Origin of the sequence: Streptomyces sp. NBC_00704 (assembly GCF_036226605.1) — a bacterium.
Lineage (GTDB): Bacteria > Actinomycetota > Actinomycetes > Streptomycetales > Streptomycetaceae > Streptomyces.
The window spans coordinates 4,312,941-4,328,095 of the sequence record NZ_CP109000.1 but is presented as its reverse complement, the minus strand read 5'-3'; the positions used below and the strand labels follow the sequence as shown (position 1 = coordinate 4,328,095).

The 15,155-nt window shown below is 67.3% G+C and carries 20 protein-coding genes, 1 tRNA gene and 1 pseudogene; 2 read left to right on the top strand and 20 right to left on the bottom strand.

Annotated elements, in window-relative coordinates; translation table 11 throughout:
* Positions 1 to 41: 41 nt before the first annotated feature.
* The 3 genes from OG802_RS18940 to OG802_RS18930 all read right to left on the bottom strand — a co-directional run bounded on the left by OG802_RS18940 (position 42) and on the right by OG802_RS18930 (position 1,417).
* Positions 42 to 575, bottom strand: a complete 534-nt coding sequence (locus OG802_RS18940; RefSeq protein ID WP_329412037.1) for a phosphoribosyltransferase — start codon at positions 573 to 575, stop codon at positions 42 to 44.
* A complete protein-coding gene (dcd, locus tag OG802_RS18935) occupies positions 572 to 1,147 on the bottom strand; it encodes a dCTP deaminase (protein WP_329412035.1) in 576 nt (191 codons plus the stop codon). Before dcd ends, OG802_RS18940 begins: the two co-directional genes overlap by 4 nt.
* Before the next feature lie 78 nt (positions 1,148 to 1,225).
* Positions 1,226 to 1,417 carry a hypothetical protein gene (locus OG802_RS18930; protein ID WP_329412033.1) on the bottom strand — a complete coding sequence of 64 codons (192 nt, stop codon included), beginning with the start codon at positions 1,415 to 1,417 and terminating at the stop codon, positions 1,226 to 1,228.
* 274 nt (positions 1,418 to 1,691) lie between these two features.
* Between OG802_RS18930 and OG802_RS18925 the strand changes: the two genes are divergently transcribed.
* Positions 1,692 to 1,765: transfer RNA gene (locus OG802_RS18925), tRNA-Gly, on the top strand.
* Between the two features lie 90 nt (positions 1,766 to 1,855).
* On the opposite strand, the gene OG802_RS18920 is transcribed toward OG802_RS18925, so the two are convergent.
* The 13 genes from OG802_RS18920 to OG802_RS18860 form a co-directional block, all read right to left on the bottom strand.
* The gene (locus tag OG802_RS18920; protein WP_329412031.1) at positions 1,856 to 3,031 is read right to left on the bottom strand and encodes a tyrosine-type recombinase/integrase; all 1,176 of its coding nucleotides are present in this window, start codon (positions 3,029 to 3,031) and stop codon (positions 1,856 to 1,858) included.
* Positions 3,031 to 3,243 carry an excisionase family DNA-binding protein gene (locus OG802_RS18915; RefSeq protein ID WP_329412029.1) on the bottom strand — a complete coding sequence of 71 codons (213 nt, stop codon included), beginning with the start codon at positions 3,241 to 3,243 and terminating at the stop codon, positions 3,031 to 3,033. The genes OG802_RS18920 and OG802_RS18915 overlap by 1 nt, the downstream gene beginning before the upstream one ends.
* Complete coding sequence (locus OG802_RS18910) at positions 3,240 to 4,544, bottom strand: replication initiator (protein ID WP_329412027.1); 1,305 nt, start codon at positions 4,542 to 4,544, stop codon at positions 3,240 to 3,242. The genes OG802_RS18915 and OG802_RS18910 overlap by 4 nt, the downstream gene beginning before the upstream one ends.
* A gap of 130 nt (positions 4,545 to 4,674) precedes the next feature.
* Positions 4,675 to 4,926, bottom strand: a complete 252-nt coding sequence (locus OG802_RS18905) for a SpdD protein (RefSeq protein ID WP_329412025.1) — start codon at positions 4,924 to 4,926, stop codon at positions 4,675 to 4,677.
* Between the two features lie 13 nt (positions 4,927 to 4,939).
* Positions 4,940 to 5,134 carry a hypothetical protein gene (locus tag OG802_RS18900; RefSeq protein WP_037680541.1) on the bottom strand — a complete coding sequence of 65 codons (195 nt, stop codon included), beginning with the start codon at positions 5,132 to 5,134 and terminating at the stop codon, positions 4,940 to 4,942.
* 9 nt (positions 5,135 to 5,143) lie between these two features.
* Complete coding sequence (locus OG802_RS18895) at positions 5,144 to 5,335, bottom strand: mobile element transfer protein (RefSeq protein WP_329412024.1); 192 nt, start codon at positions 5,333 to 5,335, stop codon at positions 5,144 to 5,146.
* Positions 5,335 to 5,535 (bottom strand): hypothetical protein, encoded by a 201-nt coding sequence (locus OG802_RS18890; protein WP_329412022.1) that lies wholly within the window; start codon positions 5,533 to 5,535, stop codon positions 5,335 to 5,337. The genes OG802_RS18895 and OG802_RS18890 overlap by 1 nt, the downstream gene beginning before the upstream one ends.
* 19 nt (positions 5,536 to 5,554) lie before the next feature.
* Complete coding sequence (locus OG802_RS18885) at positions 5,555 to 6,184, bottom strand: DUF2637 domain-containing protein (protein WP_329412020.1); 630 nt, start codon at positions 6,182 to 6,184, stop codon at positions 5,555 to 5,557.
* Positions 6,185 to 6,187: 3 nt separating this feature from the next.
* Positions 6,188 to 7,573 carry an FtsK/SpoIIIE domain-containing protein gene (locus tag OG802_RS18880; protein WP_329412018.1) on the bottom strand — a complete coding sequence of 462 codons (1,386 nt, stop codon included), beginning with the start codon at positions 7,571 to 7,573 and terminating at the stop codon, positions 6,188 to 6,190.
* A gap of 5 nt (positions 7,574 to 7,578) precedes the next feature.
* Entirely contained in the window at positions 7,579 to 7,935 is a 357-nt protein-coding gene (locus tag OG802_RS18875) for an SCO3933 family regulatory protein (RefSeq protein ID WP_329412015.1), read from the bottom strand.
* 125 nt (positions 7,936 to 8,060) lie between these two features.
* On the bottom strand, positions 8,061 to 8,789 hold the full coding sequence (locus OG802_RS18870; RefSeq protein WP_329412014.1) for a GntR family transcriptional regulator: 729 nt from the start codon (positions 8,787 to 8,789) through the stop codon (positions 8,061 to 8,063).
* 89 nt (positions 8,790 to 8,878) lie between these two features.
* Positions 8,879 to 9,316 carry an ATP-binding protein gene (locus OG802_RS18865; protein ID WP_329412012.1) on the bottom strand — a complete coding sequence of 146 codons (438 nt, stop codon included), beginning with the start codon at positions 9,314 to 9,316 and terminating at the stop codon, positions 8,879 to 8,881.
* Between the two features lie 277 nt (positions 9,317 to 9,593).
* Positions 9,594 to 10,334 carry a GntR family transcriptional regulator gene (locus OG802_RS18860; RefSeq protein WP_329412010.1) on the bottom strand — a complete coding sequence of 247 codons (741 nt, stop codon included), beginning with the start codon at positions 10,332 to 10,334 and terminating at the stop codon, positions 9,594 to 9,596.
* A gap of 81 nt (positions 10,335 to 10,415) precedes the next feature.
* Between OG802_RS18860 and OG802_RS18855 the strand changes: the two genes are divergently transcribed.
* Complete coding sequence (locus OG802_RS18855) at positions 10,416 to 11,513, top strand: DUF1152 domain-containing protein (RefSeq protein WP_329412009.1); 1,098 nt, start codon at positions 10,416 to 10,418, stop codon at positions 11,511 to 11,513.
* 260 nt (positions 11,514 to 11,773) lie between these two features.
* Here the strand turns inward: OG802_RS18855 and OG802_RS18850 are convergent, their stop codons facing one another.
* The 4 genes and pseudogenes from OG802_RS18850 to OG802_RS35965 all read right to left on the bottom strand — a co-directional run bounded on the left by OG802_RS18850 (position 11,774) and on the right by OG802_RS35965 (position 15,039).
* Positions 11,774 to 12,235 (bottom strand): hypothetical protein, encoded by a 462-nt coding sequence (locus OG802_RS18850; RefSeq protein WP_329412007.1) that lies wholly within the window; start codon positions 12,233 to 12,235, stop codon positions 11,774 to 11,776.
* Between the two features lie 50 nt (positions 12,236 to 12,285).
* Complete coding sequence (locus tag OG802_RS18845) at positions 12,286 to 12,981, bottom strand: hypothetical protein (RefSeq protein ID WP_329412005.1); 696 nt, start codon at positions 12,979 to 12,981, stop codon at positions 12,286 to 12,288.
* Positions 12,982 to 13,654: 673 nt separating this feature from the next.
* Positions 13,655 to 14,536, bottom strand: a complete 882-nt coding sequence (locus tag OG802_RS18840; RefSeq protein WP_329412003.1) for a DUF4238 domain-containing protein — start codon at positions 14,534 to 14,536, stop codon at positions 13,655 to 13,657.
* 304 nt (positions 14,537 to 14,840) lie between these two features.
* Positions 14,841 to 15,039, bottom strand: a pseudogene (locus OG802_RS35965) (DUF6959 family protein).
* Between the last annotated feature and the right edge of the window lie 116 nt (positions 15,040 to 15,155).

Genomic DNA, 15,155 nt, shown 5'->3' with positions numbered 1-15,155 from the left:
CGTTCCCCCGCCCGTCGTGCGCGACCCCGCCGAGCCCGAGGTCACAGCGCCTCCCTGGACGGCGCGACCGGCTCCCCAGCCCCGCGCACGACGGGCAGCACGCTCCACGGGAAGTTGATCCAGTCGTCGGTCCGCTTCCACACGTACTCGCACTTCACGAGCGACTGCGACTTCTCGTAGACGACGGCGCTGCGCACCTCCGCGACGGCGTCCAGGCAGAAGTCGCGCACCAGCTTCAGCGTCTTGCCCGTGTCGGCGACGTCGTCGGTGATGAGGACCCTCTTGTCGGAGAAGTCGATCACGTCGGGGACGGGCGCGAGCATGACCGGCATGTCCAGCGTGGTCCCGACGCCGGTATAGAACTCGACGTTGACCAGATGGATGTTCTTGCAGTCGAGGGCGTAGGCGAGCCCGCCGGCGACGAAGACACCGCCGCGGGCGATGCTGAGGATGACGTCCGGGACGTACCCGTCGTCGGCGACGGCCTGGGCCAGCTCACGCACCGCCGTCCCGAACTGCTCGTAGGTGAGGTTCTCCCGCGCCGGCCCGCTCCCGCCGCCCACGGGACCGGTCACACCTGGGTCCGGTGGAAGTTCATGAAGGACCGGGAGGCCGTCGGGCCGCGCTGGCCCTGGTACCGGGATCCGTACCGCTCGCTGCCGTACGGGGCCTCGGCGGGCGAGGTCAGCCGGAACATGCACAGCTGGCCGATCTTCATGCCCGGCCAGAGCTTGATCGGCAGCGTGGCGAGGTTGGACAGCTCGAGCGTCACGTGCCCGGAGAAACCGGGGTCGATGAAGCCGGCGGTGGAGTGGGTGACCAGCCCGAGCCGCCCGAGAGAGCTCTTGCCCTCCAGCCGGGAGGCGAGGTCGTCGGGAAGCGAGATGATCTCGTACGTCGACGCCAGCACGAACTCGCCGGGGTGCAGGATGAACGGCTCGTCACCCTCGGGCTCCACGAGCCGGGTCAGGTCGGCCTGCTCGACGGAGGGGTCGATGTGCGGGTACCGGTGGTTCTCGAACACCCGGAAGTACCGGTCGAGCCGGACATCGATGCTCGACGGCTGCACCATGGATTCGTCGTAGGGAGCGATCCGTACCCGTCCGGAGTCGATCTCGGCCCGGATGTCCTTGTCTGAGAGAAGCACGTCCCGAGGATACGCAAGGCGCGCGGAGCCACCACCATCGGACGACTCCACGCGCCGAACCACGAGCACGTCGGTTCCCTACCGCTCCCCGACGGCCACCGCTTCCTCCCGGTGACGCCGGTCGAGGGTCACCGGTACGGCGTTGCGCAACCGGGCGCAACGAGGACACCGGACGAGCCGCCCGGGACCGAGCCGCAAGGCCTGCTGCATCGGGAACGAAGCGGTGCTGAACACGTGCCCATCGGCACAACGGACGACGGTGCGCTCCATCAAGTCCTGTAGTCCCTTCCCCAAGAGCCGCGTCCGGCTGCTGCTCGCCGGACACCGAAAGCCACATTACGGGACGAACAGAACGACCTCGCAGGCGGCACTCCGACCCCGCCCGGCCCACTTGCACCGCACCACCGTACGCCCCAACTCCAGCCTCGGGTAGCCGGATCCCTCCCCCTTGAAACGCCCTCAGACCCCGGGGCTTCAGCGCCTGGGGCCTGGCATGAGGTAGAGTGACGGAGCGTTCCGACACCGGTCCTGACCGGCGTCTTACGCGGGTGTAGTTTAATGGTAGAACATCAGCTTCCCAAGCTGAGAGCGCGAGTTCGATTCTCGTCACCCGCTCCATGCGAAACCCCCAGGTCGATGACCTGGGGGTTCTTTGTTGTCTAGACCGGTTAGCTGGGCGCGCACCACATCCGCACCATAAGGGCGCAGCTAGCTGCCCGTGGGCTTCTCGTTGTGGTGCGCGGGGTCGTGATCCTTGCCCTTGTGGTGCTTCGCACGTTCGGCGCGGACCAGGTCGTCGAGGCCGGCCGCCAAGTCACGCTGTCGCTCCTCGTCGGAGTGCTGATAGATCAGCGCGGCCTTCTCGGAGGACTGTCCGGCGCGGACCATCGTGTCCTTGAGCGTGGCACCCGAACGGGTCGAGAGCGTGTGTCCGGTGTGACGAAGGTCGTAGAAGCGGAAGCCGTCCGGAAGCTCGGCGGCGATGCGGGCCCGACGCCACTTACGGCCGAACGAGGTGCGCCGGAAGGGAGCGCCCTTCTCACCCACGAAGACCAACCCTTCGGGCCCCTTCTCGGCGAACCAGGCGAGGTGCTGCCGTACCTCCTTGTGGAGGAAACCCGGAAGGAGGACGGCCCGGACACCCGCGTCGGACTTGGTCTCGCCGGGGGCGCGCTTGCCGTTCGTCCGCTCCGGTTCGGCGACGCGGACACGGATCACCATGTGGTCGAGGTCGACATCCCGCCGACGGAGGCCGGCCAGCTCCTCCGGACGCATCGGACCGTACGCGCCGAGGTAGACCATGAGCCGCCAGCGGATACCGATCGCGTCGGCGAGAGCGTCCACCTGGGCGACGGTGGCGATACGACGTTCAGCAGCCGACTCCTTGCCCGCACCCTTGATACGGCAGGGGTTGCGGCTGATCAGGTCGTCGTCGACAGCAGTCTCAAGGATGCCCTTGAGGAGGCGATAAGCCTTGGCGACGGTGGTCTTGGCCTTGGTGGTCCGGAGCCGCTCGGCCCGCCACTCTCGGATGCGGGGAGCCGTGATCTCGTCCAGGTCGAGCGTGCCGAAGGTCGGCAGGATGTGCAGGCGCAGAAGGTGCCGGTACAGGTCCTCGGTCCGAACGGCCAGCTCCCGTTCCTCGACCCACTTCTCCGCGTAGACGCGGAAGTTGACCGACCCGGCGTCGGGGGCCCTCCAGTCACCGCGGCTGAGGTCCGCCTCGACCTGGGACAGCCAGATCTCCGCGTCCTTCTTCGTGTCGAAGGTCTCGCCCGCACGGATGCGCTCACCGTCGGGCCCGAGATACGACGCCGTCCACTTGCCGGACCGGTACTGACGCACCGCGCCGAAGCGGCGACGCCTCCCCTTCCTGTTGGCCATCAGGCAGCCCTCCGAAGGACGGTGCGGCGAAGCCGGATCGGCTCGACGGTGCGGGACTGAATGAACTCCTCGACTGCGCTCTCCGGGATACGGACGTGCCGGCCGACCTTCACGTAGCGGATGCGCCGTTCCTCGATCAGCCGCCGGGGGAAGCGGGCGGTCGTCCCGAACAGCTCGGCGACCTGGTCGACGGACAGGTAGCGGTCGGTCATTCGGTGGGTTCTCCTTCTGTTCCGGGAGCGGGCTCGAGGGATGCGGACAGCCAGGCTTCGGCGCGGGAGAGGCCGGTTCCGGCGAAAACCCAGTGCGAGAGGACGAGGGTCGTTTCCGTCGGTTCTGTCTCGACCACCGCGGCGACCTGTGCGCGTCGCCAGTCGGCGCGGGCGGTGCGGAGCGCGCCGAGGGTGGTGGAGTAGCGGCGGGACCTGGTGGAGAAGTGGCCGCGGAAGCCGAGCATGTGCGCCCAGGCGCGTAGGCGGAGCTCGGCGAGCTCGGGGCGTGCGCCGAGGGTCCAGGCGACTCGGATCATGCGCCGGGCATGGTCGGAGATGCGTGCCTGAGCGAGCTCGGCGAGGAACTTGAGCGGGCGGTCGAGCGTGCCGGTCGCCGTCTCGGCACCCTTGGTCGCGTACTTCGCGATGTACGAGGCGACGGCTCGCTCGGTGAGGTCCTGGCCGTCGTCGAAGTCGGCGGATCGAATCGTGCGGACGTCTAATTGGCGGCCGAAGGTGAAGGTGTGCGCGCGTCCGTCGATGGTCGGGCCGTCGACGCGGGCGGCGGTGGCCGCGGCCTGGACGGCGTCGGTCAGGAGCTCTGCCGTCGCCCAGGTGGGCGGTGTCGTGTCGCCGCCTTCCGGGCCGTCGATACGGATGACCGCGTGGAAGTGCACGGCCCCGCGCTTCTGGTACTCGGCGACCTTCGCGAAGGAGACCCGTGCGTGGTCGCGGAAGGTGCGTTGGGTGAGTCCGGCGCGCTTGGCGATCTCCCGGCGGAGGTAGATGGAGAAGCGCCGCCAGAGGTGCCCGGCATGGGCGTTCCAGAGCACGGCCGCTTCGTAGTCGTAGCGGTCCGGGTCGAGGGGTGTGCCCAGCGTGCTGTCGTTCTCGTTATGGCGGGCGCCGCAGCGGCAGGGGCGTCCGTCGGTGCGGCGGTTGTGGACGGGGCCGAAGCCGGGGGCGGTGAAGGTGGCGAAGACGCGTGGGTGAGTGGCGACCTGGTCCGAGGTGCCTTTGCCTCCGCGTAGTCCGGCGGTGATCAGGTGGTAGGTGTCGCGGCGGTAGGTCTCGGCGCAGGCCGGGCAGCGGGTCGCGCGGCGGTTGTTGCAGCGGATGAGGAGTTGGCCGGCGGGGAGGGCGGTCGAGTCGAGGTGGTGCAGGGCGCGGCCGATTTCGCCGGTTGCCGTGTCGACGGCGTATTCGGTGCGGTGGCCGTCGAGGCGGACGGGATGGGTGCAGCCGCCGAGGCCGGAGAGTTGGCGGGCCAGCTCGGGCATGGTGCCGAGGGAGGCCAGCATGGAGAGTTCCGCCAGCGGGGGCGGAGTCTGCCGGGTGATGATGGTGGTTCCTTTCGGCTGTTTCTGCGGTTGGGAGGGACGGCCCCGGGGCGGCGGGATGCTTGGCGGCGTTTGCCGCCCCGGCGGCCGGTCAGCGCCTGTTGGCGTTGTTGAGGAGCGAGCGCAGGACCACGGCGGCGATGGCCACGGAGATGGCCGTGATGGCGACGGCCGCCAGGAGCGCGGTGAGGACGACTCCGCCGACGAGGACGGCGGCGACCGGGCCCGCGTAGGGGCTGAGCGAGCGGCCGGCGGCGGTCGGAGCCGGGTTGTGCTGGTGGTGTTGCTGCGGGATGAGGGTCGGCGGCGGAGTGGGGACGTCGGGCAGCTTGGGGCGGAACATGGCGGAGCTCCTTTCAGCGGTTGTCGCCGTTGACGACGCCGACCCCGGAACGGGTGCCGGACTCGATGGCGGGGGCGAGGAAGGTGTGGGAGAGCCAGAAGCCGAACAGGGCGATCACGACGGCGACCCACATGCGCACGCCGAGGAACTTGATCGCGGCCCAGGCGATGACGCCCAGGACGAAGACGAGCGGGAGCGAGACGGTCACGGGGTCTCCTCAGCGGACGCGGCAGCGGTGAGTGCGGGCGGCGAGCTCGGCGGCGGCGCGGGTGTCGTAGTCGTTGGAGAAGCCGCAGCGCGGGGCGGTGCAGACGGCGGTGTGCTTCTCGCGGCCGCGGCCGTCGTAGGCGGTGCCGACCTGAACGGGGCCGATGCGGACGACTCGGCGGAAGCGGCGGTTGGCGGGCATCAGGGCAGCTCCTTCGGTTCGTCGTGGTTCTCGCCGGTGAAGTCGGCGACGTGTTCGAGCAGCCAGCGCCGGATCTCCGCGCCCTCGTACTCGTCGGCGGTGAGGATCACGGGTTCGGCGATGAGCATTGCTTCGGTGAGGCGGTTCTGACGGGTCAGCTCAGCGGCGCGGTTGAGCGCGCGAAGCGTGGACGGGCGCAAGGTGGAAAGTCCTCCGGAGTCAGGTGAGTTGTGCGGCGATGGCTTCGGCGAGCGGGAGCGGGACGCCGAGGCGGGTGCGAAGGGTTGGGGTGTCGATGTCCGTTCCGGTCCGGGTCCGGTGGTCGTCGGCGACCTTGCGGGCGAGGGCGACGAGGGCGGGCGGGACGGGAGCAGCGGCGGGCGGTGTGGCCGGTTGTGGGTCAGCGGCGGGAAGTTCGGGGGCAGTTGGCGTGACGCGCGGCGCGGGTGTCTCGTCCTGCTCCGATACCGGCGTCTCGTCGCGTTCCGGGGTGCCATGCGCGAGGAGGGTTCCACCGAGGAAGGCGACCGCGGGCCAGCCGGCGACGAGGATGCGCAGCCAGGCCGGGACGTCGCCGAGGTCGAGCAGGCCGGCGGTAGCGACGTTCGCGCCCAGCGACGCGGCCAGAGCGACGACGAACCAGCACCAGCCGGCGGCTTTCGCCGTACCGGAGCGCAGCCGCCGCCAGGCCGCAACGAGGAGCAGGTCGACGCTGATCGGGTAGGCCCAGGCTTTCCAACCGTCCTGCCCGGCCGCCGCAGCGAGGTCGTGCAGGTGGGCGAAGGAGAGCGCGGCAGCGATGGCCGCTTGGATCAGGATGGGGTCGATGCGGATGCCGGGGGTGCGCATCGATCAGTCCCCCGGTGTGTCGGACGCGAGGCGCGCGGCGGGAACCGGTTCGGGGCGGTCGAGGGCGACAGGCGGGACGTGCGGCCGGAAAGGCGCGAGCGCCGGAATGTCCGAGGCGAGGTGGGCCGTTTCGCGGCAGGTGGCCGCAGCAGCGGCAAGGGACAAGTAGGGGGTGCGGATGCGGGACCAGCCGCCTGAGGTGTCACCGGCCACGGCCAGGCCCGGCAGCTCGGCGGCGATGGCGCAGGAGGCGTCGACCGCTTCAGGGGCGATGTCCCCCAAAGCCATCTTGGCCGACGCTTCGTCGTTGACCCGGTGACAGACCCGGCCGGTGAGCTGGGCCCGCAGCATGGTCGCGCCCTTGCCCAGCTCGGCGCCGAAGCGCTGCCCGCAGACTTCCAGGTAGATGCCGGCCGCGCGGCCGAGTTGAGCGAGGCGGATGAGATGGGTGACCATCTCATCCCGGCGTTCCTCGTCCTTGCGGGATGCGACGAGGAAGAGTTCGGCCACCTCGTCGACGAACAGCACGATGGGCGTGGGCCGTTCGCTCTCGGGCAGGCCCCAGATGTCCGAGGTGATCTCCTCGTCGCGGGTGCCAGGAGCGATGCCCTGTCGGGCCTTGATGACGTCGTATCGGTCCTCCATTTCCTTGACCAGGACGGGCAGCAGCGCGGCCGCCTCATCCGGTTCGGTGGCCAGCGCGGTGAAGCGGGAGGCGAACGGGGCCAGCTCGACGCCCCGCTTGCAGTCGATGCCGACCAGGGCGACGGGCTGTCGGGCGAGCCCGGTGATCAGGTTCCGCAGGTACATGGACTTGCCCGACAGCGTTGCGCCGAGGACGAGTCCATGCGGGACGGCGCGGTAGTCCCGTAAGAACGCGGTCGCGTCCTCCCTCAGAGCAACTGGCACCCTGAGGAATCCACTGTCGGTCCGTCGCGGCATCCGCACCTTGCGCAGGACGTCGAAGCCGATGAGGCGCAGTTCGACGACACCGGGCTTGACCTCCCTGACGTACACGCCGTGCACGCCCCAGGCGTGGCGGAGCCGTTCCGCCGAGGCGGCGACGTCGGCCGGTTCCTGGCCGGGCGCGAGGCGGAGCCGCACGCGCAGGCCGGTCGTCGTAGGCCGGATGATGCCCTGCCGAGGCGGGACCGGCCGGATCTCCCGTCGACTGGTCGCTTTGATGGCCAGCACCCGCAACCGGGACGGCTCGACGGTCAGACCGCAAGCGTCCATGGTCGAGGAGTACGAGGCCAGCAGCCGGGCCACCGAGACCGGCAGCCCGACCGTGGACCAGTACGCCGCCGGGTTGGTGTGCCGGACGTAGGCCGCGCCCCCTATCGCAGCGAGCGGTGCGCCCAACTCGGCCAACGTGATCAGGTCCGTCACGACGATCAGCCCGCCTGAGCGACCGGCACCGGGAAGGCACCCGGCGCGATCGCGGTGGCGCGGAAGGCGATGCCGTGCCGCTGCTGGCCGTTGAACACGCTCTCCCACGGCCGGGCGATGAGCCCCGGCAGGGACACGGGAGCGCCGACCGTCAGGCCCTCCGTCACACCGCTTTCGGGAACGGTGACCTGTATGAGCGACGAGTCCCCCTCGTCGATGAAGACGACGCCGACGGTCATCAGCGCCTCACCGCTCACGGCGTCCTTGGCGATCTCACCGGTCTGCCGGTCGCGCACCTTCGGCGCCGGCGCTTCGGTGAGCAGGATCGTGGCGGTAGAGGCGTCAACGCGGATCACACGCACAGAGAGTTCTCCTTCTGAGATGGATCAACCCATCACCTGACAGGTTGACTTAGCAAGTTCGAAGTTAGAGTTGCCAAGTTGACTTGTCAAGTGGGATCAGCGAACAACTGGTGCAGAAAACAGGCTCAGTTCAAGCGATACGTGTCTTCGAGCTCCTGGCTGTCGGCGGGAAGCACCACGTCGGACACCTGAAGCGCCTGGCCGGCAGCATCGCGCGCGACGACCAGGACACTGAGAACGGGCACGCCACCAGGCAAGCCGAGGAGCTCGGCTTCACCCGCGTCAGGCATCCGAGCCGAGACCCGTTCCGTCACGTGATCGAATCGGACCTTCTTTCGGCCCTCAAGATGTTCCCGAACGCCGACAGCGAGCGGTTCGGAGCTCTCCAGCTCGGTGCCTTCGACGAGGCCGGCGGGGAAGTACGAGGAGACGAGTTCGACCGCCTCCCCGTCCTCTTCGACCAGGAACCGGCGCATCAGGATTTTGGCGCGATGCGGCAACCCGAGCAGAGAGGCGACACGCGCCGGAATCGGCACTTGGTCGACTACAACCAGACGTCCAGGACTCTGCGACTCGTCGCGCTCCAGCGCTTCGCGCCCGCGGCGGTCCTTCTGCTCGACGACGGCCGGCCGACCGCGCACGATCGTCCCGTATCCCTGCCGGGACTCCAGCCAGCCGTCCCGCTTCAGCAACTCAAGGGCGCGCACGACGGTCGGCCGGGACATGCCGAAGGCCTGCACCAGCTGATTCTCACTGGGCACCTTCGAGCCCGGAGGGTACGTGCCGTCCTCGATGCGGCCCTGGATCGTCTGGGCGAGGCGTACGTACTTGGGTGCCTCCACTTCATACGCCATGAACGCCGCCCGTCGGGATTGGCCAAGTCAACTGGTCAACCAGACTAGCGAGAAATCCGATGGCACAGTACCGGGTGCCCGCTCCCGCCTCAGGAAGGCCAGGCATCGGCCATCACGAAGGAGACGACCGTTCCGCCGAATCGACTGGGCCCGCAGTGCCAGGAGTCGGCGATGGAATCGACGAGGAGCAGACCGCGTCCGTGCGCGTCGGCCGCGTCCGGTCGCCGTAGCCGGACCCTCGCCGGGAAGCCGGCGTTGTGCACATCGACCTTGAGCGAGGCACCTTCCCGGAACCACTCCACTCGCACTCGCCAGACCTCGTCCGACTCGCCGTAGCGGATGGCGTTGGTGACCAGTTCCGAGATCATCAGCACGCAGTCGTCGACCGAGCAGGCCGGGTTGTACGGGGCGATGAACTTGCGGAACCAGCGCCGGGACAGGGCCGCGGACTCCGCTACGGGGTACAAGGTCATCGCCCCGAGTCGCGGTGAGTCCTCAGAGGGATAGCGGTCGATCATGTAGGCCATCCGTGCTCACTCCTTGCCGCTACCGTCGCAGTCGAGGCAGCGCCGTTTCGATGCGGCACGGGCACGGTCGTTGACGGCGGAGAGCGCCAGGGCGGAGCGCGAGCTGACCCGCTTCCAACCACGACCCCGGCATGACTGGCAAGCTAAGTGCCCGCCCTGCACCGACCCCTGACTCGTCACAACCGCGCCCCCTTCTCCAAGTGGCCTTAGCCACTGAATGGATAGTGGCATTAGCCACTTGGGTGGTGCAAGCCGTTCGCCGAAATGGCGCGATTCATCAGGTGAGGGGGTAGCCCTGCTCGAACGCCCAGCGCTGCGGCGGGTAGGTGGCTTCGGCGAACTCCAACGGCCGGTCCTGCAAGTCGAAGACGACGTGGTGCACGACCAGGACCGGTGAACCGGGCTCGAGTTGCAGGTCCGCCGACTCCTCGCCGGTCGCCTGCCGAGCACACATGCGGTCCTCGGCGTAACTCCCCTGCCGTCCGGTCGCTTTCTCGACGTACATCAGCGTGCCCTCTTGGATCCGCTCCGGGTCCAAGAGCTTGGGCGCCCGCTGCCCGACATCGGGCGCGAACCACGATGTGGAGAGCGTGATAGGGCCGTCCTGGTTGTTGGTCACCCGCCGGCGGTGCACCGCCCGACGATCCTTCACCAGCCCCAGCGCCTCAGCGACGTAGTCAGGAGCATCCAGCCACCCGGCCGACGTGATGACCGCGTACTCACCAGGCGTGTAGATCTTCCCGGTCTGCCGCGCCCGCCCGTACAACTCCCGCGCACGTCGGTTCACTTCGAGGCTCCGCACGTACGTGCCCGACCCCTGCCGCTTCTCGACGAGCCCCTGGTGGCTCAGTGCTTCCAGCGACCGCGCAGCCGTCGGCCTGGACACCTTCCAATTGGCCGCAAGCTGCCGTTCCGAGGGGACCTCGTCCCCCGGCCTCAGGTCGCCCCGAAGGATCTGATCGCGGATGTAGTGAGCGATCTGGAGATACTTCGGCTGCGCCTCTTCGATCTGAGGCATGTCCCCTCCTCATCCAAGTGGCTATGGCCACTCGCCACTATAGGGTCGGTGGCCAGACCCCGAACCCGTAATGTTGAGCACATGACGCGGTTGATCGTCGCAGCAGGAGGAGGGGGCGACGCAGTCGCCGCCGCAATGCTTGACGCCGCCTTGTACGGCGACGGCGACCAAGCGGTGATCCTCACGTACGCGTGGGACCGCCTGTTGGTCGACCCGGTGCCGGGCCCCCGAGCACCGTCCGACTTCACCGGCCTACAGCCGCTCACCAAGTCCGTGCGGTCAGTACCGGCCGCGGCCCGCCCGATCGCCCCGGCGGGATCCACCCTCCCCCGGCTCGCCGCGGAGCTTCCCCACACTTTCGCCCTGATCGACCCGCACCATGGTGCCGAAGGCGTCGCACGCCAACTCGAACAGCTGGTAGCCCTCTTGGAGCCGACCTCAATCGACCTCCTGGACGTGGGGGGAGACATCCTCGCGCGAGGCGACGAACCGACCCTCAAGAGCCCTTTGGGGGACGCTCTGACCCTGGCCGCGTGCTGCCAGGTGAACGCTCCCGTGCGGCTTCTGGTGGCCGGCCCCGGCCTGGACGGCGAACTCCCAGCCGACGACGTACGCAGTGTGCTCGGCCCCCTGGTCCACACGTTCGCCCCAAAGGACGCGGAGCCGGTGAGCGGCGTTCTGGAGTGGCATCCGTCCGAGGCCACGGGAATGCTCGCTGCGGCAGCACGAGGGACGAGGGGCATGTGCGAGGTACGCGACGCCGGGCTCCTCATCCCACTCACAGATGACAGCCCGACAGTGCACGAAGTCGACATGGACGACGCTCTCAGCCGCAACGAGCTGGCTCGCGCCATCCTGACGACCGCCAGCTTGGACGAGGCCGAGGCGCACAGCCGAGAAGTCTGCGGCTACTCGGAAATCGACTACGAACGCAATAAGGCCGCCTGGCTCAAGGACCAGCCAGCGGTGAAACTCGATCCGGACACCGTGCTCTCCGAGCTCGATGCGTTCGAGGGCGACGCCCGGAACCGCGGAGTCACCCACACGACGTTCCGCCACCTCACTGAGGTACTGAACCTCAACGGCACTCAGCGAGACGCCTTGCGCCAGATGCTCATCAGGAGTCGGCCGGAGCGCTACTGTGCACCGCTTTGGAGCATCCCAGCCGCGACTGAGTAACAACCTTCTTCACGGGTTCAAGGCGGCTCGCTCCGCTCCCCGTGCGCGGCCCGGCCCCCGGCCGGGCCTGCGCTCCTGCCTCCGTCCCGCTCCAGCCCGGCCGGCGCCCGTGCCGCGCGGGCGGGGATGAGCCGAGAGCGTGTGGTTCGAGGGCGGACGGGATGGGAGTTGGGGTAGGGCTGTGGTTGAGGAGGAACCGCAGGTACGAGCGCAGCGACGCTGCTGTCGCGGTGATCAACAGGGCGAACGTTGTCTGCGCATCAGATGTCGGCCGCGCGAGCCCAGTGCTCCCGGATTGTCGCCAACTTTGAGTCGAACTTGCGGTCGTGCCAGCGGGCAGTGAAAGCACCCGGAACTGTGAGTGCCCGGCCCCGAAGTCGGACGACACGCACCTCCGACCACGTACCACTCCGCACTGTGCGGTAGCGCTTTTCAATCTCCGCAACCTCACTCCAAGCCACTGACCTGCGCCTGAAGAAGGTGTGGAACTCCATGCTCTCGGACGTGAGGAGCGTTGCGCCGGTCACCTGGTTGACCATGGATAGGAGGAGGAGCGAATAGAAGACGGCGGTGCCGCCGACCCACCACCACCGCTCAGCGGCCGGTGCAGAGAGCCCCATCGCCACCGCCCCAACGACGAAGGTAAGCGTCACGAATCCGGTCCGCAACCAGTACCTACTCCGCTCAGCGGCATCCAGACGGATCCATGTCTCCGGTTTCACCCTTTGCCCCTTTGCGTAACGCTCTCCACGGCCTCGGCCGGGGCTGCTGTCTACTTCGCGAGGTGGTCGGCAAGGGAGAGCACCGCGCTCATGTAGCAGCAGAGACCGAAAACCATGGCAAGCCAACTGAGGACTGTGTGGAGCACCAATGCGGTGCGGCTGGTAGCCAGGCCCAGATACACGCGTGCCGCCCTACTCATACGCGGCTGCCGGGCGGTCCCATTGCGTTTCAGGCCCCTAAGGAGAGCGGCACGGCCAACTGTGCTCCTCACTCCCAGGCGTACGCCGTTGATATCGCGAACAAGGAGTACGCGATACGCGACTCCAGATCGGGAAAAGTAGGTGAGCAGTCGCACGGTACTGATCGCGAACAGATCGATGGTGCGTTCGCCGGTGAGTGTCCGTGCCGTCAGTAGAAGTCCACTGGGCTGGATCGGGGGCTTCTCCTCGAACATCTCGCCGAGCAGGAGCGCCACGGCCGGAGCGGCGACCGCCGCCAGCAGTATCGCGAGTTCGGCGGGAAGCCACCCGGCGTCAGCCAAGGCAAGCACGGCGAAAGGTGACAGGATCACGGCTGCGCCGAGAACGGCCCACGGGCGTGCCCGCCGACGAGCAGCCGATGGGGACACTACCGGGACGAACGCCTGTCTCGTCCTCCTCATGGCCCCTGCCTCCCCTCTCCCCTTCTTCTGAGCCAGCCTGCCTGAGGATCCGGGCGCGGTCATCCAGTCCGGCAGGCAGTACATGCCTCCTCGTCATTGCCGGTACCAGGAAGGGAAGGGCCCCGCCCTCATCCACTCGCATTGCCGACCCGCTCGATTCTCGGCTCAATCCAGCGCTGTTCATAGCTGTTCAGACGAGACGCGAAGCCTTCCCGGCGCCGACGGGCAGCCGTCCGTGACGGAGGCAGCGGTCAGCTTCTCAAGCCGAGGGCTTCCGTGCCGTCGCCACCGGTCGGGCATCGAGGGTCGCTCTGGTAAGAACCCCGAAATCGTGGCTGAGGCCGGTGGGGGTGCAGCGAGACACACGCGCGCCTGATCGGTTGGCGCACCCGCCGTCGTGGCTGACTGTCGTCGGCTGAGGTGCGGACGGGCCCCGATCCACTCTGGAGCGATGACCGTTGTCGACACTCTTGTGAGGATGGGTGGCGAACATGTCAAGTCCGCCTGTGACGGCTGACACCAACACCTGACACCAACAGCCCCGGACGCCGACGGTCAGCGCCGAACCTCGACGGACGATCAGCCAAGGACGACAGCCGGTTGATGGAGGCCGCCGATCCCCCATGATCGACCTGATAAGGATGTGGCAAGAACTAAAAATCTCTTGCCCACTCCGGAACACCGTCCTCAACCGATCGCGGCACCTCGCCGACTTGCACGGTCATTGAGAATCAACCGACCGCACGGTCTCATAGACTCAAGAGTCATTACGTGACCGACGGCGGGTTCCAGTCAGACCGAGATTCTTCGCAAAATCCCGCTCGAAAGAAAAGGAATTCCGGCTAGAAATTACGAATCGAGACGCCATGAAAACTTGGGCAGAATTCTCATCTTGAATCATTCTCCCGGTTAGCGTCACCGGTGAAATTCGGCAATCGAATCGAGCAAGATTTGCGTCAGCCCACACACCCTCGTCGGGATAGCAATACATGATCACATCCGAGGCGAGCGGGTATACAGCATAAGCGTCTTCGCTGAGGTTTCCAGGCTTGACCCACATTCGATTGTCGGACGTCCTGAAGGCCAAGGGGTTATCGGATGTCACGAAGGGTGCCGATGTCTCATTCACGGCAAAGAGCCACGCGCACCTGCTCATGCGGCCAGCGAACCAAGAGATTAGATCGTCGTCCCAAAGCACTGCGGCATGGAGAGACCTGATCTCTTCATCAGAGCTAGCATGATATCCATGCAGCGCGGAGAATGCCACTAAAATTGAGCGAGCATCAGCCGTCCGCAAGGATTGCAGGGCCAAGAAAAGGCTGACTATCTCCCGGTTCACGCCTGGTACGGGCAGTGAATCGCCCGGTTTTCCGTGTCGGATCCAGTCGAGCCACTGCTCCGTAATTGCGGACACTTGCCCTTCGAGGTCCGCGAACTGCCTCTCCAATTCAACAGGGTCGTAGCCATGCTCGGCCAACTCAGGCAACAAGTAGAAATTTGATTCTGCGGCTACAGCTCTCGGCTGCGTTCGAAACACCCTATCACTGTCCCTATCCCAGACCCAGAACCGTCCGGAAGGATCAGTGAATCGACGCAAATAGAATTGCGGAACATAATGGTGAAGCTTCGGGTCACCCACACCGCCCCCCTCGCTGTCATCGCAAGTCAGCTGATGGTACGAGCCGTATCTACGTACAGCAAAGGGATATTGACGACCGAAGCGGCCGTCAAGGGCGTGGACCGATGGCGAGCCCCAGATATACGGGGTACGAAGGGTTGCATCTCGCGACTCGTGCCAGACCCGTGCCAGATAGGGCGGGCAGCCAGAGGGAACACCGGGGAACGGTGCCCGCGGCTATGGGACGTCTGCAACGTGCCACCGCAGGTCAGCGCAGCAACCGTCGCCAAGAAACGCAAGCTCCCCAAGCTGATAGCCCGACAGCTCAGTACGGCCGCGGAATCTCGTGCTCGCCCAAAGCAGCCTCGTACCGCATCAACAGAGCATCCAGGTCCGCCAGAAGAAGGCCGGCGGAGCCGCGAGCTTCCTCCAGGTCGCCTCGCTCACACGCCTCCACCACCTCTGCCACGGCGCTGCGGAGGATCGCCCTGCACCAGGACCCCGGGGAACTGCCTGCCGGGCATGCGCACCACGGCGTCGTTGCCGCCATCTGTGAACAGCTCGGCCTCAATGCGCTTCATCGGACCATCCAACCTGACATCACCAGCTGACATCAACGACCTTGGACGCAGCCGGCCTT